The sequence below is a fragment of the Pseudoalteromonas sp. T1lg22 genome (genome assembly GCF_002964645.1).
In the GTDB taxonomy this organism is placed as follows: Bacteria; Pseudomonadota; Gammaproteobacteria; order Enterobacterales; family Alteromonadaceae; genus Pseudoalteromonas.
This window is the reverse complement of record NZ_PQBY01000006.1, coordinates 59025-79488: the sequence shown is the minus strand read 5'-3', so window position 1 is coordinate 79488 and position 20464 is coordinate 59025. Positions and strand designations below refer to the sequence as shown.

Below are 20464 nucleotides of genomic sequence, written 5' to 3'. Positions count from 1 at the left end.
GTAAAAAAACCGCCCATCGGCGGTTTTTTTATGGGTGTTATGCGTTGCTTACCTTAGGCTTACCTTCGGCTTAGCTAAGGTACTGACTCGGTGCGGCTACTCGGTGGCAGGAGCTATGGTCGCTAACTCATTCATCAATTGATTCCTTCTTTGATGGGCAAACTGTAGCATCAAATCGCAGTTGCCCAGGGTATAGCGGTTGAGAAAAGAAATTGTCTGCGCCGTCGAGTTTGCCATCATGGTCGCTCGGTTTGGCATTAATTGAGTCAGCTCATTATAGAGGGCAATTTCTTGTGCCCTTATTTCATTGCCAATGCCTGACACAGCGCTTTGTTGGTGGGCATAAGCCAAGGTGAACAAGGTGCGATATGCCCAGTAGGCGCCGTGCGCATCAAGGTGCGGGCGCTGTCATTATGGGATGGCTGCACTCACAGGGTGGTAATGGGTAATCTCGGGTGGGCTGTTAATCTGTAAGCGACTGTAAGGTTTTTTGAGCTACAAACCAATGACTGGGTACTGGGGTAAGCGGTAAAGCAAAAGTCTTTGCAGTAGTGTGAAACCGCCAAGACGGCGGTTTCAGTATTCATTGCCAGCTTACAATTTAGCGAAGGCGCGCTCGGCCGCCGCTATGGTTTGGGCGATGGCTTCGTCATCGTGTGCCTGGCACACAAAGCCCGCCTCAAACGCAGAAGGAGCAAGGTATACGCCTTCTTCAAGCATCAGGTGGAAGAAACGCTTAAAGCGCTCTAAGTCGCACTCGGTGGCTTGCTGGTAACTGGTTACCTTGTCGGCATCGGTGAAGAAGAAGCCATACATACCACCGGCATAGTTGGTAGTAAGTGGGATACCGGCTTTGTCTGCAGCGGCTTGGAAACCTTCACAGATGGCCTTGCTTTTCGCTTCCAGCTCTTCATGCAAACCTGGCTCGCTAAGAAGTTCAAGGGCTTTTAGACCTGCGGCCATAGCAATTGGGTTGCCAGACAGGGTACCGGCCTGATAAACCGGGCCTACCGGGGCAATGTAATCCATGATTTCTTTCTTACCACCGAAGGCACCCACCGGCATACCGCCGCCGATCACCTTACCTAAACAGGTTAGATCCGGAGTGATATTGTAATAAGCCTGGGCGCCACCTAGGGCGACGCGGAAACCTGTCATTACCTCATCGAAGATCAACACGCTCTTATATTCATCACAGATTGCACGTAGGCCTTCTAAGAAGCCCTCAACCGGCGGAATACAGTTCATGTTACCGGCAACCGGCTCGATGATGATACAGGCGATCTCTTCTGGGTACTTTGCAAAAATCGCTTTTACTTCATCTAGGTTGTTGAAAGACACGGTCAGCGTGTGCTTGGCGAAGTCTTCAGGAATACCCGGTGAGTTAGGCACACCTAAAGTCAGGGCGCCAGAGCCGGCTTTTACCAGCAGTGAGTCGGCATGACCGTGGTAACAGCCTTCAAATTTTAAAATCTTGTCGCGACCCGTGTACCCACGAGCCAGACGAATGGCGCTCATGGTGGCTTCGGTGCCCGAGTTTACCATGCGTACCGAGTCGATAGACGGTACCAGTTCTTTGACCTTTTCGGCCATATCGATTTCCGCTTCGGTAGGCGCGCCGTAGCTTAGGCCGCGCTCAACCGCTTCGTGCACGGCCTGCTTAATTTCCGGGTGGTTATGACCCAAAATCATAGGTCCCCAAGAACCTACGTAGTCTATGTATTTGTTACCGTCGGCATCAAAGGTGTAGGCACCTTCTGCATGGGTGATAAACAATGGGGTACCGCCAACGCCGTTGAAAGCACGGACTGGAGAGTTCACGCCACCAGGGATCGAGGCTTGGGCGCGGGTAAATAAATCTTGGCTTTTGCTCATGTTGCTTCCTATTAGGTTGGCAAATTAATCTTCACGTTTACGGCTGAACCAGGGCACAGTGGTCTCATGTTTCTCGACCAGGTTGTCAACGCCCAGGGTTAGTGCAAACAAGGCCATGCGGATCAGCACGCCATTTTGTACCTGACGGAAGATGGCCAGGTTGTCGTTGCTATTTAGGTCGTTATCCAGCTCATTGGCATCGCTGCGGCTGTCGCGCGGCAATGGGTGCATCAATACCGAGCTTGGCTTACAGTGGGCATTGTAAATCGCCTGGCTGATGCGGAAACCACCGCGGTATTTATTGGCTTCTTCCTGGCTGGGGAAACGCTCTTCCTGAATACGGGTCTGGTAGACGATATCGGCGGCCAGATTGCCTTCCATTTTATCCACCAGTTCGATTTGGTGACCGGCATTGGTCACGGTATCAAGAATGCTCTGCGGCATTTGCAGGCCATCCGGCGCCACCATGGTAAAGCGAACATCTTTGTAGTGACACAGCAGCTTAGATAAGGAGTGTACGGTGCGACCGTATTTTAAATCACCCACCAGGGCAATGTGCATACCATCGACCTTTTGGCCAAAACGGCTGAGTTCGCGGTCTATGGTTAGAAGGTCAAGCAGGGCTTGAGTTGGGTGCTCATTAGGACCGTCACCACCGTTAAGAACGGGGACGCTACAGCCGGTAGCAAACTCGGCGACCGAGCCGGCATCCGGGTGGCGCATGGCCACCGCATCCGCATAGGCGGAAATAACCCGGGCGGTATCATACAAAGACTCGCCCTTGGCCAGTGCCGAGCTTTGCATGCCGGTTGTTTCGCGCACTAAACCGCCAAGCAGATTGAATGCGGTGCCGAAGCTCACGCGAGTACGGGTACTGGGTTCAAAAAACAGGTTGGCAAGAATGGCGCCTTCTAGCACCTTAGTGCGTTTTTGTTTTTTGGCATAAGGTTCCATCCGTTTTGCGACTGCAAATATATGCTCGATACTGTCTCTATCGAGTTGATTTACAGAGAGAATGTGTTCACCTTGAAAGCGTAGCATGGAGGTCGTCCCAAACGTTAAAGTAAATAATTCGGTGTTCTACCAAGGGGCGAATTTGCAAGTGCGCCCCTGGCATTTAAACGCCACCGCGTTTGGCTGCGCACTATAGCAAATTTTTCGGTATTTTTAGAGTACTGGTTTCAATACCGCTAAAAAGATAATGGCCGCGAGGATAAGCACCGGGAATTCATTAAAAATGCGGTAAAAACGATCACTGCGGGTGTTGCGATCATGCTTGAAATCGGCCAGTAATTTAAAGCAGTAGCCGTGGTAGGCATAGAGCACCAAGACCAGCGCCAGTTTATAGTGCAGCCACATGCTGGCGCGGAACCATTCGCGGCCATATTCCGCTATGAGTAGCCCCCCAAAAACGGCGGTCAAAATAGCAAAAGGGGTGACGAAAAACAGCAGACGGCGCTCCATCACTTTTAACATGGCGCTGCAGGACTTTTCTTCGTTCAGAGCATGGTACACAAACAGCCGAGGCAGATAGAAAATACCGGCAAACCAGGCAACCATAAAAAACAGGTGCAGGGCTTTGTAAACTAACACTAAGGTCATGGGACTTCCTTTTTACAATAGGGCGTTACGAATGGTGAGGATGTGGCGAATTTGATCCCAGCGTAAAATACCGACGATTTCTTTTTCATCGTGCATATCATACACATAGACAGCACCACTGCGCTTATCTTTAAGAATATCAAAGGCATCGGCCAAGGTGGCCTGAGAGCTTACACCATCGAGTTCAACATAGAGAATATTGATGTTTTCTTCAGACATCAGGTTTAAATCGTATTCAGCAAGGCGGTAGCCGTTATCTTCGTCGTAGACGATAAGTGGCGTTTGCCCATCAAGGTGCGCTAGGGATTCCTTGATCTGCTCCTTGTCGGCGGAGTACAGCAGCTTAAAGTTTTCATTCATTTCCGCCATGATGCCGACCTTTTGCAGTGCTTCTTTGGCGGGAGAAACCTGATAGGTGAGCTCTTGGAAATCCAGCTGTTGCAAGAAAATGGAGCGATTGCCAAAGACCTGCAAGGCGGTGACATAGGCGGTCACTATCACCAGCATGGCGGGCACGATAATTTGCGGGCTGGAGGTCAGCTCCATCACAGCCGTTAACGCCGCCAAAGGAGCGTGTAGGGTGGCGGCCAGTAAGCCGGCCATGCCCAATACCCCATAGGTACCGGCCACATCTGTGCCCGGCGCCACAAGGTGGGCAAAGAAGGACATGAGTGTGCCCATCACCACGCCCAAGCCGATAACCGGGCCGATAATACCGCCAGGGATCCCCAAACCGATAGCGAATAAGGTGGCCAGCAGTTTGGCGATTAATATGGTTAGCAGCAGCTGCACATTATCCGGGGAGGTCATGGCGATGGTAATGGCACTCATGCCTGAGCCCATAGCCTGGGGCACCAAATAGCCTATGCCACCGGCGATAACCCCGGCGATTAACAACCGTGGCAACATGGAGAGAGGTTTAAAGGTACGGATAATCAGCATCAGATTTTTATTAAAGGCATAGGCCACGGCACCCAAGGTCATGCCGCAGATCACCAGGTAAGGGTAATGCCAAAAACTCAAGGGGGTTACGCTAATCAATGCCAGTTCTGAGTCGGCACCAAAAACAAACTGAGTGGCCAGGGCACCGGTCACAGCAGCTAGCATAATGGGCACGAAGATATGCACCTTGTATTCACGAATGACCACCTCCATTACGAAGATCACCGCCGCCAGCGGTGTATTGAAGGAGGCAGCAATGCCGGCGGCCACGCCGCAACCGCTCAAGGTACGCATGGCGTTATAAGGCAGGTGTAACTGATTGGCGAGAATACTGGCACCTGTAGCGCCCATATGCACCGAGGGGCCCTCACGGCCCACGGAAAAGCCGCTGATCAGCGCCAGGGCACCACCAAAAAATTGGTTCACCGTGTTGTAAAATGGCATTTGCCCATAGTGCATCTTCATACGGTGAATAACGAAAGGGATCCCCAGGCGATAATGCTTAAAGCCGGTCAGATAGGCAAAAAAAGCAATAACGCAGGCGGCGCCTACCGGGAGTAAAAAGCGTTGCAGTTCACTGAGGGTGGTAAAGTCGTCGAAATCATCGAGGAACAGGTTCTGCGCTATGATAATCGTCAGGCGAAACATGATGATCAGGCCCGCAGCGATAAGGCCGGCGGCAATACCTAATAAGCACAGTTGTGCCGATGTTTTTGGCCGGGCAAGGCGACGTCTCAGCGCCTCTAGATGCATACCAATTCCTCTGGGCTTTGATGGGGCTAGGGTTATTAACAGTAGTTTATCAAAGCTTATCTAATAAATCCTTGTTTAGTATCAGGGTTTGCGACTTTGTATTTTAGCCTTAGGGGCTAAAAACCAAGGCGGTGCAGCCAATACTTGATTAACTTAGTCGGGTATTAGATAATTTGCACAAATAGGTAGTGAGAGAGACGGTATGTCCGAGCAAGTTCCAATTAAATTCAGTGATGCCGCAGCAGCGCGCGTTAAGCAGTTGATCGAAGAGGAAGAAAACCCTTCGCTAATGCTGCGTGTTTATGTCACCGGCGGCGGATGTTCTGGTTTCCAATATGGTTTTACTTTTGCCGAGGAAGCCAACCCGGGCGATATGCAAATTGTGAAAAATGGTGTGACCCTAGTTGTTGATCCTATGAGCTTGCAATACCTGGTTGATGGTGAAGTGGATTATACCGAAGGTTTGGAAGGCTCGCGCTTTTTCGTTAGCAACCCGAACGCCACGACCACCTGTGGCTGTGGTGCCAGCTTTAGCGTTTAACCACGCAATTAAGATAAATTTGAAAAAAGCCGCTTATGCGGCTTTTTTATTTTTGATGTCTATAAATCGCTGTTCGTTATGTACACCATCAAGGTGAAAAAGCCCAAGACGAACAATGAGAATATAATTATATAAAAGAACCCCTTACGGCCCTGTTTTAGGGGAATATTGTTGGCATTGAGAAACAGCCACCAAGCGGCGCAGAGAATCACGGGCAACAAAAACAGCAAACGAAACATCTTTTCCCCAAAAATGACGATTTAACTCAATTTTAGCGCAAAATTCCTACCCTCTAAAGAAAAATTAAAGACTTAGCGCAGGCCTGATAAATTAGAGCTATCTATCTAATTTATCAGTAGTATTTTATTGAATAAGGTATGCAAACTATTTCGCGCCGAAATTAGGTAAACTTTTGTACATACGCTATACCTAAAATGGGACATGTGCTTTAATACTGGCTGAATGAGACGGGCAAATTTCATTCGCTAATAATTATAGAAACTTTAATTCATCTAGTAGGAGATGTAATTATGATGGGTAAAACCGTTTCTTCCGAGGAAAATGGAAGACTAACCAAGTGGCTGAAAGATAAACGCCACGAGAAAGGCCATACCATGCGCAGCTTGGCACAAGTTCTGGGTACGCCGCATTCATTCATAGGTAAAATTGAAAATCAGGAACGTCGCTTGGACGTGATTGAATTTATGCGTTATTGCGAAGCACTGGATGTGGATCCTTATGAAGGGTTAGCGCTACTCAAATAAGCATTGAAAGCCTATTTTCTGGAGCCCAGGAAGGGCTCTATAGTTTTATCCCAATTCACTTAAATAGCTAATCATTCTAGCGGGCTAAATATCATGCTCACTAGGTTGAAATTTTTCGATGTAGAATAACTACATATAAAAAAATCTTGTTAGCACATCATTTATCTAGCGCTATCTCTGAGCACATACTTAACAGAATTGGTATTATTCCTGCCCCTTGGCATTCCTTCCATTTTCATGAAACTGCCGCTCTAACTGATACAAGCGTTTACGTATCAAGAACAAAAACACCAAAGACGGTATTACCATCAGCGCCGTAAGAATAAAAAACATCGACCAATCGCCGTGCAACCAATCGTCGACTATGACACCACTGTAACCGGACAGCAGGGTGCGCCCGAGATTGCCCAAAGAGGCAAGCAAGGCATAGTGGGTGGCACTGAAGGCGCGATCGCAGAGCATGGAAATAAAGGCCACCATGGCCACCAAAGACCAGGCCTGGGTAAAACCATCAAGTAATATGGCCAGCGCATAGAGTGAGAGTTTAGGGCCCGCGACGGCAATCCAGGAGAACATAAGGTTCGATGCCGCCATGGCGACGCCACTGATAAATAAGCCCTTTACTATGCCGAAGCGACTGTTAAAGAGGCTGCCTAAAAAGGCAAAAATAATGGTCAGCACCGCGGTGCCGAGCTTGGAAAAGGTGGCGATATCCGAGTTGCTAAAGCCCACTTCTTTATAAAAGACGATGGACATACGCGCCAAAAAGGCTTCGCCAATCTTAAAGAGGAAGATAAAGGCCAGCAGGGCTAGGGCGGTTTTAACCCCGTTACGGGTAAAGAAGCTGCGCAGCGGCTCTATAATGGTCACCCCAAGCCAGGCGAACACTATATTCACCCAGCGCGGTAAGATGGAGGCATGTTTACCGAGTTGTTGCTGATACTGTTGCTCTAATTGAGCATGCACATGTTCGCGATTCGACTCGGGCTCTTGGGCAAAGAATACATAGACGATCAAGAGCGCCACAATAACCGCCAAAGCCAAATACACATCCGGCCAATCCACCCCGGGAATATCCGCGGCATAAAAGGGCATGGCGCCGAGCAGAGCATAACCGGTCCACCATCCGCTGGTTGCCATGGCCGCCGCCGCCGACATTTTTTCACTTTCATTTTCGGCCAGTATATCAATACGGTAGGCATCAATGGCAATATCCTGGGTGGCAGAGGCGATGGCAATAATCAGTGCCAGCAGAGCTATAACAAATAGTTGCTCGCTGATATCGACAAACGCCATGCTCAGGGTGGCAGCAAACACAATGCAGAGACAGCATAAGATCCAACTGCGGCGTTGACCCAGCCAATCGGTGAGCAATGGAATGCGCACCCGGTCGACCAGAGGCGACCATAAAAAGTTAATGGAGTAGGCGCCAAACACCATGCCGAACAGGCCGATCATTGAGCGAGTGAGGCCTTCGTCTTTAAGCCAGGCGCTCATGACCGAGCCAATCAACACCCAGGGAAAGCCACTGCTGATACCAAAAATAAACACGGTGACCAGGCGTCGGTCGCGAAAATGTTGGGTGAAATCGCGTAAAGAGAGGGCTGTGTGGCTCATGTTTATTCTTATTATTAGCGAGAAGAAAAAGGGCGATTAGACTCGCCCTGATAGAGTTAGTACGGCTGTGCCTCTAGCACCTTAATATCATAAATAATCACCGCTTGTTTGGGGACATAGGAGTAACCGATTTTCTCCTGAAAGTCGGTTTCAACGCGCATGATTTTATCTAAGGTTTCAAAGCCTTCCACCACGGAACCAAACACCGAAAAGCCCCAGTCACTGCCTGGGTTAAGGTGGTCGTTGTTATCCATGTTGAAGAAAAACTGACGAGTGGCGGAGTGCGGCTTTCTGTCCTGATAGGCCATGGCAATGGTGTACATATCATTTTTCAGACCGCTGCCGCTTTCGTTGAAAATGGGGTCATTCTCATGCAGGCCGTCATAGTCTTTGTCGTAGCCGCCGCCTTGGATCACAAAGTCGCGTTCGTTTTCTTCATCGCGCTCAACACGGTGAAACACCGAGCCCTTGTAGCTGCCGTCTTGTACATAGGTCAGAAAGTTATTCACCGTCAGCGGCGCGCGTGAACGATCCAGTTCGACGGTGATTTTGCCTAGGCTGGTTGTGAACTCAACGCGGGGAAATAAATTGCTCTTTTGCACAAATTCACCCTGCACCGCCGCGTGCGCCAAGGGCGTTAGCAACAAACAGAAGGTAAAAAAGGCACTGATGAGGCGAGTGTTCATATCGCTCCCTTTTGCATGTAATTGTTAAGCTCAGGGTCGCTCATAATGCGTGCCACAAGCTGTTCGATAAGTTTATTTAGTTGCGCCTCAACCTTGGCCTGATCATAGCCAAAGGGACCGCGAAACTGGCTTTGGCCATTATACATTTTATTGAACTGACTACCATTGCGCTCGACAAACACCTGCAGAGCGATTTGCGCCTCGCTGTAGTGATCCACGGTATTTTGCATCACGGTGGCGTTTAAGGTGTGAATGGCTACCTGCATACGGGTGCCAGCCATGGCACTGATTTGTGCGCCGTTAGCTTCTAAGGCCTGGGTAAAAACCTTTTGCATCTTGTTATTTAAATCCGGGGTGGACATTAGATAACGATTTTCGCCCTGGGCAATGGAAATGGTTGGGGCCTTAGCTCTTTGGTCAATCACCTGTAACGACAAGCTTTGGTTATAGCTAGTAAACTGACCGCTTTGGTAGAAAGGGTCTAAGATGGCTTGTGCCGAGCGGTTGCTACATCCTGTAAGTGCCGTGCTCAAAGCGATAATAGCCAGCAGTGAAAAACGGTTAAACATAATTATCCTATTACTTTTTTCGCGCTCAGCACGACAAACTTCTTGTTTGAGCCAAGGAGTTTGGAGCCGCCGAATAAGCGCTTTAGTTTTTCATGGTAATCAAGGTGTCGGTTGCCTACGATACGAAGCTCACCGCCGGGACGCAATACTTTTTTGGCGTCGTTAAACATCTGCCAAGCGATATGATCGGTCACTGCATTTTGCTGATGAAACGGTGGGTTACATAACACCAGGTCATAACCTTGGGCATTAAAACCGCTTAGGCAATCGTTATGGATAAACTCACAACGATGCAGTTCATCGGGCAGGTTTTCTATGACGGTTTGGCGCGCCGAGGCCACCGCCATGGCCGACTCATCGACAAAGGTTACTTGCGCCTCGGGGCATTTAATCAGGGTTTGCAGACCAATCACACCATTGCCACAACCGAGGTCGATAATGCGAATGGGCTTTTTCGACTGGGGCAGATAATTACTGAAAAAGCGTGCGCCTATATCCAAAGAGTCGCGGGAAAATACATTGGCATGATTGACCAAGGTGAAGTCGCTGCCTTCTAGTTGCCAACTTTTGGGGAAGGGGCTTTGCTGCGCTTTATTGTGCATGGTGGCGGTGATAAGGCGTGCCTTCTTTTGTGCCAAGGTGGTAGTAGCAGGACCAATATAGCGCTCCACCAGATTAATGGTTGAGGTATGAATGGCTTTGGTTTTGCCTGCCAGAACCACGGGGGTACCCGGCTTCAGACTTTGTGATAATTGCGCCAATTGATGCTGCATATAGCCGATGTTTTTCGGTATTTTGCCGATCACTAGGTCATAATCGTCGGCAAGCGGTTCAAGGCTGGTCAGCGGCGTAAGTTGCTCGGTATTCAAGTTATTTTCTTTGAGATTATGCTGCCATGCTTGTATAGCAATGTACGAGTCGCTAACTGAATCTGAAGTTAATTGGTTAAAGGCGCAGGCCAGGGCGCCGAAGTCATCATTGAGGATCAGCAAGCGCTTGGCATCAGCATGATGCTCGTTAATATAGTCGACAAGGTATTCATCCGCCGCATCCCAGGCCTGCAGGCTGCGGTTTTTCTGTTGTAATGGCAAGCGATGTAAGTGGTAGGTATTACCACCTAGTTGAGCTGATGTTATCATGAGCACTTAGGTTTAACTGACAATGGCGCTAGTTTATCACGATGCGTGCCAACACCCACACCCAAAACAACGACCAATTGCCTGCGAGCTTACCGGCGAGCTTGCCAGCAGGCATGTTTAGCTATCAGCCTCATGCCCTTGATGAGGTTAAGGCACAGCGATTGTTTGCCCATTTACGTGATACCTTGCCCTGGCAGCAACCCAGTATTTTGGTCTATGGCAAGTGGCACGCTATCCCGCGCTTGCAGCTTTATATGGGTGATGCCGACAGTGCCTATGAATATTCCCAGCAGCGTTTTGAGCCCGCACCTTGGGTACCTGAGCTCGACGCCATGCGCCAGCGTCTCAACGGTGCCTTGGGCTGTCACTTTAATGCGGTCTTGATTAATTACTATCGCCATGGCCTGGATTGTATGGGTTGGCACAGTGACGATGAACCCGAATTAGGACCGGATCCTGTAATCGCCTCAATATCTTTAGGAGCGCTGCGCAAGTTTAAATTACGCCATAAAGCCAGTGGTGAGGTAACTGACTTGGCCTTGACCAATGGCAGCCTGCTTATTATGAAGGGGCAAAGCCAGCACTGCTACGCTCATAGCCTGCCTAAACAACGCAAGGTGACTCAGGGGCGTATCAATTTAACCTTTCGCCACATTGATTCGTCTTTGCTATAGTAGCCTCACCTAAGTATTTGGCAGGCACTCTATTTATGTCTATGCAAACGCGTATTGAGGAAAAACTCAGCGCCGCCATTCCCTGCAAACATCTGCGGGTTGAAAATGAAAGCCATATGCATGCCCGTGGCAGCGAGTCCCATTTTAAGGTGGTGGTGGTCAGTGAGCAATTTACCGGTCAGCGGCTGCTGCAACGTCATCGCGCTATAAACGATATTTTGGCACAGGAGCTGCGTGAGCATATTCATGCGCTGGCTATCCATGCCTATACCCCCGAAGAGTTCAGCGAAAAGCAAGGGCAAGCCCCTGAGTCGCCGAGCTGTTTAGGTGGTTCTAAATTTGATAACTAAACACCCGGCGCGAGTCATCAGACCTGTGTAGTGAAGAATAGTCGCTACACTAGCGCTAATTTTTCGGCAAGATATGGAATTTTATCATGGTCATTAAGCCTAAAATCCGTGGATTTATATGCACTAACGCACACCCAGCAGGCTGTGCGGCACATGTACAACAACAAATAGAATATGTAAAAAGCCAAGGTGACTTGGGCCAGGGTCCAAAAAACGTTTTGGTCATTGGTTCATCAACAGGTTACGGCCTAGCATCTCGTATCGTATCGGCATTTGGCCATGGCGCTAAAACGCTGGGCGTGTTCTTTGAAAAAGAAGGCACAGAGAAGAAAACCGCCTCAGCAGGTTGGTACAACACTGCGGCCTTTCAACAGGCTGCCGACGAAGCCGGCATCTGGGCTAAGAACATCAATGGCGATGCGTTTTCTGATGAAATCAAGGCGCAAGCCATCGACACCATTAAGAATGAACTAGGTAAAGTAGACCTGGTTATTTACTCTTTGGCGTCACCGCGTCGTACCGACCCGAAAACAGGTGAAACTTACTCGTCAACGCTTAAGCCTATCGGTGAAAGCGTAACCACTAAAAACCTTAACACCTCCAAGCGTGTTATCGACGAAGTGAGCGTTGAAGCGGCCAGCGAAGAAGAAATTGCCAACACAGTTAAAGTGATGGGTGGTGAAGACTGGCAGCTGTGGATCGATGCTCTTAATGAAGCAGGCGTATTGGCCGACAACTTCAAAACTACTGCTTACACCTATATTGGTAAAGAGCTGACCTGGCCTATCTATGGTCACGCGACTATTGGTAAAGCCAAAGAAGACCTGGACCGTGCGGCACAAGAGATCAAAGCATCGACTGCTGCGTTATCTGGCGAAGCCTATGTAAGCTCACTGAATGCAGTAGTGACGCAGGCAAGCTCGGCTATTCCAATTATGCCTCTGTACATTTCAGCACTATTCAAAGTGATGAAAGCAGACGGTACCTATGAAGGCACCATAGAGCAAATTACCGCGCTATTCAAAGAGAACCTGTACGGTGAAACACCACGCTTTGATGACGGCGGTCACCTGTTCCAGAACTACAAAGAGCTTGAAGACGATGTGCAGCAGCGCATTCAGACGATTTGGGATACGGTTGATACCGATACCATAGACGAGCTGACCGACTACGTGGGTTACCACAAAGAGTTCTTACATCTATTCGGCTTTGATTTAGCCGGCGTTGACTATGACGCGGATGTGAACCCGGATGTGGCCATCAACAACCTGCTGTAATTGGGTTGTATCTGCTAAAAAAGCCAGTCTTAAGACTGGCTTTTTTGTATCTGGGTAACGGTGTTATGTGATTAATTAGCAAGTAGTTACAATTGAACACGCGGAATTAAGACTTTGGTCTATATTGAAGTTTATTCATTCGAGAACGCCGCTGATCCTTGGATAATTTTTACTTTTTAACTCGCATAGTCGCCGTGAATGATGTTAAAATTCGGCAGATGTGTGACAAGTTCGCTGCGTTGCTTGAAACACTGGCTGACATAGGTGCTCTTTTATACCGTTTGTATTACTGATGTAGGTTAATAATTACTCATTTTGATGTTTTTAAAACGTCGTTAGGGGGAGTTGGCCTTACATTTACAACGCGGTTTGGTACCAGTCGGTCGATGCTAAGCGGCGCGGTTGGTGAGATTTTAAGTTTCTTTCCTTTAATGTAATGCAAGTGCGTATGATCAACATAAAAAAAGGTCTGGATCTACCGATAGAGGGCGCACCTCAGCAAGTTATTCATGACGGTCAACCCGTTAAACGAGTAGCTGTGCTAGGTGAAGAATACATCGGCATGCGTCCAACCATGCGAGTTCGTGTGGATGACCAAGTCAAAAAAGGCCAAGTTCTTTTTGAAGATAAAAAGAATCCTGGCGTAATCTACACTGCACCGGCTGCCGGCGTAGTAAAAGAAATCAACCGTGGTGCAAAACGTGTACTGCAATCAGTTGTTATTGAAGTTAATGGCACTGAGCAAGAAACGTTTGCCAAGTTCGACCAAAGCCAACTAGCAAGCCTAGATCGCGACACAGTTGTCGATCAACTTGTTAAGTCTGGTCAATGGACCGCACTACGTACTCGTCCTTTCAGCAAAGTTCCTGCGGTAGATGCTAAGCCTAGCTCAGTATTCGTAACTGCTATGGACACCAATCCGCTAGCCGCTGATCCAGTGGTTGTGATTGCCGAAAATGCTGATGCTTTCGAAGCCGGTCTGGCCGTGGTTTCACGCCTTACCGAAGGTAAAGTGTACGTATGTAAGAAAGCGGGCGCGCAAGTACCTAGCTCATCAGTTGCTTCTGTTGAAGTACATGAGTTTGGTGGCAAGCACCCAGCCGGTCTTGTTGGTACTCACATCCATCACCTAGATCCAGTATCTGCATCTAAGCAGGTTTGGCACCTAGGCTACCAGGACGGATTGCTTTCGGTCAGCTTTTCCTAACTGGCGAAATTTACACAGCTCGTGTGATTTCTTTAGCCGGTCCTCGCGTTAAGAACCCGCGCCTAGTTAAGACCCACATGGGTGCTGCACTAGACGATTTAGTTGCGGGCGAACTAGAAGACGGTGACAACCGTGTGATTTCTGGTTCTGTACTTTCTGGTACTAACGCCACTGGTCCACACGCCTTCCTAGGTCGCTACCACACGCAAGTGTCGGTACTGCTTGAAGGTCGTGAGAAGGAACTATTTGGTTGGATTGCACCAGGTAGCAACAAGTTCTCTGTAACACGCACCTTCCTTGGTCACCTTGCACCAAGTCGTCTATTCAATATGACTACCTCTACAGGTGGTTCTAAGCGTGCCATGGTACCAATCGGTAACTATGAGCGTGTAATGCCGCTAGACATTTTGCCTACGCTACTGCTACGTGACCTGATTGCACGTGACTTAGACAGCGCAATTACCCTAGGCGCATTGGAGCTAGACGAAGAAGATTTAGCATTGTGTACCTTCGTTTGTCCTGGTAAATACGAGTACGGTTCAATCCTTCGTGACTGCCTGACAACCATCGAGAAGGAAGGTTAAGATGGGCTTGAAGAAATTTTTAGAAGACATCGAACCGCATTTTGAACCTGGCGGTAAACACGAAAAATGGTATGCCCTGTATGAAGCAGCTGCAACTATTTTCTACACACCAGGCTATGTAAACAAAGGCGGTACTCACGTTCGCGATAACATCGACCTAAAACGTATTATGATTTTAGTGTGGATGGCAACGTTCCCAGCCATGTTCTTTGGCATGTTCAACATTGGTCACCAAGCGGCTGACGCAATCGCGAACGGCTTTGCACTTGGCGATTCATGGCAAGTAGCTTTATTCCAACTGTTCGGTGGTGAACTAACCGCTGATTCGGGTTGGGGTGCGAAGATGTTCTACGGTGCCTGTTTCTTCCTACCTATCTACGCTGTCACTTTTGCTGTGGGTGGTTTCTGGGAAGTGCTATTTGCATCGGTTCGTAAGCACGAAGTAAACGAAGGTTTCTTCGTAACCTCAGTGCTGTTCGCGCTAATCCTGCCGGCGACTATTCCACTTTGGCAAGTAGCCCTAGGTATTACCTTCGGTGTTGTTATTGCCAAAGAGGTATTCGGTGGTACTGGCCGTAACTTCCTAAACCCGGCATTAGCGGGTCGTGCTTTCCTATTCTTCGCATACCCTGCGCAGATTTCAGGTGACACGGTATGGACAGCGGTTGACGGTTTCTCTGGTGCAACTTACCTAGGCCAAGCGGCTACAGGTGCATTGGATTACGCCAACATGGAACTTTGGTGGAATGCTTTCTACGGCTTCATTCAAGGTTCTGTAGGTGAGACCTCGACGCTAGCGCTTGCTATCGGTGGTTTATTCCTTATTTATGTGCGTATTGCTTCGTGGCGCATCGTACTAGGTACTTTCCTAGGTATGGTGGTTACATCAATGCTACTTAACTTCATCGGTTCTGAAACTAACGCAGCATTTGCTATGCCTTGGCATTGGCACCTAGTGCTGGGTGGCTTCGCCTTCGGTATGTTCTTTATGGCAACCGACCCGGTTTCAGCGTCATTCACCGATAAAGGTAAGTGGGCTTACGGTGCGTTAATTGGTTTCATGGTGGTAATGATCCGCGTAGTGAACCCTGCGTACCCAGAAGGCATGATGCTAGCAATCCTATTTGCTAACTTATTCGCGCCGCTATTCGACCACTTCGTAGCGCAGTCAAACATCAAGAGGAGATTGGCACGTGGCTAGTAAAAACGAATCAATCGGTAAAACGCTTGGTGTAGTAGTGTCACTATGTTTGGTGTGTGCGGTTATCGTATCGTTTGCATCAGTACAATTACGTCCACTACAGCAAGAAAACAAGCTTAAAGATATTCAAAGCAATATCCTGGCTGCAGCTGGTTTTGAAGGCGTTACAAACGTTCAATCTACGTTTGATGCAAACATCGAAACCCTAGTTGTTAATGTTGAAAGCGGCCAACAAGTGCAGTTTGACAACGAAGACGCTCGTAGCGCTTGGATTAAAGCGTACGATTTTGAGAAAAGTAAGTTCGATGCGGCAATGAGCATCAAGCTAACTAAAGCTCAAGATAAAGCGGGTATTCAACGTCGTACTACTGAAGCGCCGGTATACATTAGCCGCGCCGACGACGGCTCAGTAAACTCTATCATTCTACCTATCCAGGGCTACGGTCTTTGGGGTGTAATGTATGGTTTCCTAGCGCTAGAAAACGACGGTGAAACTGTTAAAAACCTTATCTTCTACAAGCACAACGAAACTCCAGGCCTGGGTGGCGAAATCCAAAACCCAACTTGGACGGCTCAGTGGCAAGAAAAAGAGCTTCCTATTGACCTAGTGAAAAGTGGTGCCAAGAATGCTCACCAAGTTGATGGTCTATCTGGTGCAACACTGACGTCTAACGGTGTTGATAACACGGTTGACTACTGGACTGGCGATCATGGCTTTGGTCCTTTCCTTGCGAAAGTACGTGAAGGAGCGTTGAAATAATGGCTGATACTAAAGAAATGAAGTCGGTTCTATTTGGACCTGTCTTCGCCAATAACCCAATCGCCCTGCAAGTACTAGGTATTTGTTCTGCGCTGGCGGTTACTTCAAGCTTGAAAAATGCCTTGATCATGTCAATCGCATTGACCTTGGTAACAGCCTTCTCAAGCTTGTTTATCTCGATGATCCGTAACCAGATCCCATCAAGCGTTCGTATTATCGTACAGATGACGATTATCGCTTCATTGGTAATCGTGGTTGACCAGGTGCTACAGGCCTTCTCTTATGCAACTGCAAAAGAGCTATCGGTATTCGTTGGTCTAATCATTACCAACTGTATCGTAATGGGTCGTGCCGAAGCATACGCAATGAAGTCACCGCCTTTGATGTCATTCCTAGACGGTATTGGTAACGGTCTTGGCTACTCGGTAGTGCTACTGACTGTTGGTTTCATTCGTGAGCTATTCGGTAAAGGTTCACTATTCGATGTGGAAATCATTCCACTGGTGCAAAACGGTGGCTGGTACCAGCCTATGGGTCTATTGATCCTTCCACCAAGTGCATTCTTCATCATCGGTCTATTCATCTGGGTACTTCGTACCTATAAGAAAGACCAAGTAGAAGCGAAATAAGGGGCGAGTTGTGGAACAGTATCTTAACTTATTTGTTAAAGCGGTTTTCATTGAAAACCTTGCGCTTGCCTTCTTCTTGGGTATGTGTACTTTCCTAGCTGTATCTAAGAAAGTAAAAACGTCACTAGGCCTAGGTATTGCGGTTATCTTCGTACTAGGTATTGCGGTACCGGTAAACCAAGTGGTTTATCACGCGGTATTGGCACCAGGTGCACTTGAGTGGTTGGGTTTCCCAGAAGCTGACTTAAGCTTCCTACGCTTCCTAACCTTCATCGGTGTTATTGCTGCCCTAGTACAAATTCTAGAGATGGCTCTGGATAAGTTCTTCCCGCCGCTATACAACGCGCTGGGCATCTTCCTACCATTGATCACGGTAAACTGTGCGATTTTCGGTGCGGTATCCTTCATGGTAGAGCGTAACTACAACTTCGGTGAGTCAGTGGTTTTCGGCCTAGGCTCAGGTGTGGGTTGGGCACTGGCAATCACTTTGCTTGCTGGTATCCGTGAGAAGATGAAGTATTCAGACGTGCCAGACGGTCTGCGTGGTCTAGGTATTACCTTTATCACTGTAGGTCTTATGGGTCTTGGCTTTATGTCATTCTCTGGTATTTCACTATAAGGTAGCGAGGAGAAATCATGCTTGAGGTATATTTAGGCGTAGGTGTATTCGTCGCTATCGTGGTTATCTTGGTTTTAGTTATTATTGCAGCTAAATCTAAGCTAGTACCCACAGGTGACGTCACCATTGGGATCAATGGCGATCCTGAGAAAGCAATTAAAACTTCACCGGGTAGCAAGCTACTTGGTGCACTAGCAGATGCCGGTATTTTCGTATCGTCTGCTTGTGGTGGCGGTGGCTCATGTGGCCAGTGTCGCGTAGATGTGAAATCGGGTGGTGGTGATATCCTACCGACCGAGCTTGACCACATCTCTAAAGGTGAAGCCCGTCATGGCTGTCGTCTAGCGTGTCAGGTTGCCGTTAAAGGCGACATGGAAATTGAACTTGAAGAGTCTATCTTCGGTATCAAGAAGTGGGAATGTTCTGTTATCTCTAACGATAACAAGGCAACCTTCATTAAAGAACTGAAACTAGCTATCCCTGAAGGTGAGGTTGTACCTTTCCGTGCCGGTGGTTACATTCAGATCGAAGCGCCTGCTCACCATGTTAAATACGCTGACTTCGATATTCCTGAAGAATATCGTGCAGACTGGGATCGTTTTGGCTTCTTCAAACTAGAGTCAAAAGTTGACGAAGAAACAATCCGTGCGTACTCAATGGCTAACTACCCAGAAGAGTTCGGCATCATCATGCTTAACGTACGTATTGCGACTCCGCCGCCAAACAACCTAAGCCTACCTTGCGGTAAGATGTCTTCATACATCTGGTCGCTTAAAGCAGGTGACAAGGTAACTATTTCTGGTCCATTCGGTGAATTCTTCGCCAAAGACACAGACGCAGAAATGGTATTCGTAGGTGGTGGTGCAGGTATGGCACCTATGCGTTCACACATTTTCGACCAGCTTAAGCGTCTTAACTCTAAGCGTAAGATGAGCTTCTGGTACGGTGCACGTTCTAAGCGCGAAATGTTCTATGTAGAAGATTTCGACGGCCTAGCTGCTGAAAACGATAACTTCGTATGGCACGTAGCCCTTTCAGATCCTCAACCAGAGGACAACTGGGAAGGTTACACTGGCTTTATCCACAACGTATTGTATGACAACTATCTGAAGGACCACGACGCGCCTGAAGATTGTGAGTTCTACATGTGTGGACCACCTATGATGAACGCGGCCGTTATCAACATGCTTAAAGATTTAGGTGTTGAAGACGAGAACATCCTACTGGATGACTTCGGCGGCTAATTTAACGATGTATATTCGTTAACATTAGGTATAAGGGCTTCCTAGCTAAGGTTAGGGAGCCTTTTCTTTTTTCTCACGCGAGTATTACAGATGAAACCTATTCTACGTGTCACGGCCTTAGTGATTTTCGCCCTTACCTTTGGCCTACTTAGCGGCTGTGATAAGGCCGGTGAGCCCGAGCAGCAAGAGTTACTGCTGCATGGTAAAACCATGGGCACTACCTATAACATCAAGCTGTATGCCACCGGCGAGCATTTGGCAGCGCTGAATCTACATGGCGACATAGAGCAGGCCTTAAAAGCCGTGAATCAGTCCATGTCGACCTATATACCCGACTCGGAAATCAACCAGTTTAACCGCTTGAGCGCGGGAGAGGTGATGGCTATCAGTGCGGACTTTCGCACCGTGACGGCGGAGTCTATCCGTTTGGGCTTCTCTACCAAGACCCTGGATGTGACCATGGGACCCTTGATTGACCTCTGGGGCTTTGGCCCGGATAAGCGCCCGACGCAGCGACCTACGCAGGCTGAGCTTGATGCCATGGTCGCCAATATCGGCGTTGATAAGCTGACCCTGAACGAGCAGGGCTTAGCTAAGTCGGTAGACGGTTTGGAGCTGAGCTTTTCGGCGACCGCCAAAGGTTTCGGTATAGATAAGGTGGCAGACTTACTTGAGCGCCAAGGCATAGCCAACTATATGGTTGAGATTGGCGGCGAGATGCGTATTGCCGGGCACAAACCGGGGAACAAGCCTTGGGTGATTGCCATTGAGCAACCGGATGCGCCAAAGGGTGAACGTAAAATCCATCGTACCTTAGAGCCGGGCTCTATGGGCGTGGCGACCTCAGGTGATTATCGTATCTTCTATGAGATGGACGGCGAGGTATACACGCACTTGATTGACCCGCAAACCGGTATGCCGATTAAGCACGACCTGGTGTCTGTGACCGTGTTACACCCCAGTGCCATGACTGCCGACGGCCTAGCTACGGCGCTAACGGTAATGGGTACGGAGCGCGCTAAAGCCTATGCCGAGGCCAATAACTTACCCGTGTATTTGATCAGCAAAACATCGGAAGGTTTAAAAACCTATTCAAGTCCGGCGTTTAAGCCATATTTGTAGTCAGGTTAAAGCGGGCGTATAATAACGCCCGTGGCTGACTCAGCCGTTGATTGTCATTTTTAAGGGGCACAGACAATGCAGCTATTTCTTCTTACCTTTGGTCTGCTTTTGATTATTATCGCGGCGATGGCGGTAGGTGTTATCGTTCAACGCAAATCAATGGCCAGCAGCTGTGGTGGCCTGGGCTCTGTAGGCATAGAAAAAGCCTGTGACTGCGACGACCCGTGCGACAAGCGTAAAAAGCGCATGGCCAAAGAGCAAGCCTGGAAAGAGAATCAGATTCTTTAATGCCGATAAAAAAACCGCTTA

At 48.5% G+C, this 20464-nt stretch carries 22 protein-coding genes and 1 pseudogene; 13 read left to right on the top strand and 10 right to left on the bottom strand.

All coding sequences use genetic code 11. The features are described from left to right. Window positions 1-96 precede the first annotated feature (96 nt). The 5 genes from C2M24_RS02585 to C2M24_RS02565 form a co-directional block, all read right to left on the bottom strand. On the bottom strand, window positions 97-324 hold the full coding sequence (locus C2M24_RS02585) for a hypothetical protein (protein ID WP_105213215.1): 228 nt from the start codon (window positions 322-324) through the stop codon (window positions 97-99). Window positions 325-594: 270 nt separating this feature from the next. Beyond that, window positions 595-1875, bottom strand: coding sequence for a glutamate-1-semialdehyde 2,1-aminomutase (gene hemL, locus C2M24_RS02580; protein ID WP_105199682.1), 1281 nt, complete (start codon window positions 1873-1875; stop codon window positions 595-597). 24 nt (window positions 1876-1899) lie between these two features. Further along, window positions 1900-2916: an aspartate carbamoyltransferase gene (locus tag C2M24_RS02575; protein WP_105199683.1), complete on the bottom strand. Its 1017-nt coding sequence runs from the start codon at window positions 2914-2916 to the stop codon at window positions 1900-1902. A gap of 126 nt (window positions 2917-3042) precedes the next feature. Continuing rightward, on the bottom strand, window positions 3043-3477 hold the full coding sequence (locus C2M24_RS02570) for a CopD family protein (RefSeq protein WP_105213214.1): 435 nt from the start codon (window positions 3475-3477) through the stop codon (window positions 3043-3045). A 12-nt stretch (window positions 3478-3489) separates the two neighbouring features. Continuing rightward, window positions 3490-5172: a chloride channel protein gene (locus C2M24_RS02565; RefSeq protein ID WP_105199685.1), complete on the bottom strand. Its 1683-nt coding sequence runs from the start codon at window positions 5170-5172 to the stop codon at window positions 3490-3492. A gap of 202 nt (window positions 5173-5374) precedes the next feature. On the opposite strand from C2M24_RS02565, the gene erpA reads away from it, so the two are divergent. After that, a complete protein-coding gene (gene erpA, locus C2M24_RS02560; RefSeq protein ID WP_105199686.1) occupies window positions 5375-5713 on the top strand; it encodes an iron-sulfur cluster insertion protein ErpA in 339 nt (112 codons plus the stop codon). Window positions 5714-5772: 59 nt separating this feature from the next. Here the strand turns inward: erpA and C2M24_RS16120 are convergent, their stop codons facing one another. Continuing rightward, window positions 5773-5952 (bottom strand): hypothetical protein, encoded by a 180-nt coding sequence (locus C2M24_RS16120; protein ID WP_105199687.1) that lies wholly within the window; start codon window positions 5950-5952, stop codon window positions 5773-5775. Between the two features lie 291 nt (window positions 5953-6243). Between C2M24_RS16120 and C2M24_RS02550 the strand changes: the two genes are divergently transcribed. Further along, window positions 6244-6477, top strand: a complete 234-nt coding sequence (locus C2M24_RS02550; RefSeq protein ID WP_105199688.1) for a helix-turn-helix domain-containing protein — start codon at window positions 6244-6246, stop codon at window positions 6475-6477. 204 nt (window positions 6478-6681) lie between these two features. Here C2M24_RS02550 and C2M24_RS02545 read toward each other — a convergent pair whose 3' ends face one another. The 4 genes from C2M24_RS02545 to C2M24_RS02530 are packed head-to-tail and all read right to left on the bottom strand — an operon-like array spanning window position 6682 to window position 10488. Continuing rightward, the gene (locus tag C2M24_RS02545) at window positions 6682-8094 is read right to left on the bottom strand and encodes an AmpG family muropeptide MFS transporter (protein ID WP_105213213.1); all 1413 of its coding nucleotides are present in this window, start codon (window positions 8092-8094) and stop codon (window positions 6682-6684) included. A 56-nt stretch (window positions 8095-8150) separates the two neighbouring features. After that, window positions 8151-8780: a peptidylprolyl isomerase gene (locus C2M24_RS02540; protein ID WP_105213212.1), complete on the bottom strand. Its 630-nt coding sequence runs from the start codon at window positions 8778-8780 to the stop codon at window positions 8151-8153. Beyond that, a complete protein-coding gene (locus C2M24_RS02535; RefSeq protein ID WP_105199691.1) occupies window positions 8777-9349 on the bottom strand; it encodes a YajG family lipoprotein in 573 nt (190 codons plus the stop codon). The genes C2M24_RS02540 and C2M24_RS02535 overlap by 4 nt, the downstream gene beginning before the upstream one ends. 2 nt (window positions 9350-9351) lie before the next feature. Beyond that, complete coding sequence (locus tag C2M24_RS02530) at window positions 9352-10488, bottom strand: methyltransferase (protein WP_105213211.1); 1137 nt, start codon at window positions 10486-10488, stop codon at window positions 9352-9354. Window positions 10489-10529: 41 nt separating this feature from the next. Between C2M24_RS02530 and C2M24_RS02525 the strand changes: the two genes are divergently transcribed. From C2M24_RS02525 to nqrM, 11 genes and pseudogenes are all read left to right on the top strand, one after another. Next, a complete protein-coding gene (locus C2M24_RS02525; RefSeq protein ID WP_105213210.1) occupies window positions 10530-11162 on the top strand; it encodes an alpha-ketoglutarate-dependent dioxygenase AlkB family protein in 633 nt (210 codons plus the stop codon). A gap of 35 nt (window positions 11163-11197) precedes the next feature. Next, window positions 11198-11512 carry a BolA family protein gene (locus tag C2M24_RS02520; protein ID WP_105199694.1) on the top strand — a complete coding sequence of 105 codons (315 nt, stop codon included), beginning with the start codon at window positions 11198-11200 and terminating at the stop codon, window positions 11510-11512. An 86-nt stretch (window positions 11513-11598) separates the two neighbouring features. After that, a complete protein-coding gene (gene fabV / locus C2M24_RS02515) occupies window positions 11599-12789 on the top strand; it encodes an enoyl-ACP reductase FabV (protein WP_105199695.1) in 1191 nt (396 codons plus the stop codon). Window positions 12790-13237: 448 nt separating this feature from the next. Then, window positions 13238-14580, top strand: a pseudogene (locus tag C2M24_RS02510) (Na(+)-translocating NADH-quinone reductase subunit A). Window position 14581: 1 nt separating this feature from the next. Continuing rightward, the gene (locus C2M24_RS02505; RefSeq protein ID WP_105213209.1) at window positions 14582-15781 is read left to right on the top strand and encodes an NADH:ubiquinone reductase (Na(+)-transporting) subunit B; all 1200 of its coding nucleotides are present in this window, start codon (window positions 14582-14584) and stop codon (window positions 15779-15781) included. After that, window positions 15774-16541 (top strand): Na(+)-translocating NADH-quinone reductase subunit C, encoded by a 768-nt coding sequence (locus C2M24_RS02500; RefSeq protein ID WP_105199698.1) that lies wholly within the window; start codon window positions 15774-15776, stop codon window positions 16539-16541. Before C2M24_RS02505 ends, C2M24_RS02500 begins: the two co-directional genes overlap by 8 nt. Further along, complete coding sequence (locus C2M24_RS02495; protein WP_105199699.1) at window positions 16541-17170, top strand: NADH:ubiquinone reductase (Na(+)-transporting) subunit D; 630 nt, start codon at window positions 16541-16543, stop codon at window positions 17168-17170. Before C2M24_RS02500 ends, C2M24_RS02495 begins: the two co-directional genes overlap by 1 nt. Before the next feature lie 10 nt (window positions 17171-17180). Continuing rightward, window positions 17181-17789 (top strand): NADH:ubiquinone reductase (Na(+)-transporting) subunit E, encoded by a 609-nt coding sequence (gene nqrE, locus C2M24_RS02490; RefSeq protein WP_105188154.1) that lies wholly within the window; start codon window positions 17181-17183, stop codon window positions 17787-17789. Window positions 17790-17806: 17 nt separating this feature from the next. After that, window positions 17807-19033, top strand: a complete 1227-nt coding sequence (nqrF, locus tag C2M24_RS02485) for an NADH:ubiquinone reductase (Na(+)-transporting) subunit F (RefSeq protein WP_105199701.1) — start codon at window positions 17807-17809, stop codon at window positions 19031-19033. A gap of 90 nt (window positions 19034-19123) precedes the next feature. Next, a complete protein-coding gene (locus tag C2M24_RS02480) occupies window positions 19124-20155 on the top strand; it encodes an FAD:protein FMN transferase (protein ID WP_105213208.1) in 1032 nt (343 codons plus the stop codon). 75 nt (window positions 20156-20230) lie between these two features. Continuing rightward, the gene (gene nqrM / locus C2M24_RS02475; RefSeq protein WP_105199703.1) at window positions 20231-20443 is read left to right on the top strand and encodes a (Na+)-NQR maturation NqrM; all 213 of its coding nucleotides are present in this window, start codon (window positions 20231-20233) and stop codon (window positions 20441-20443) included. The last annotated feature ends 21 nt before the right edge of the window (window positions 20444-20464 follow it).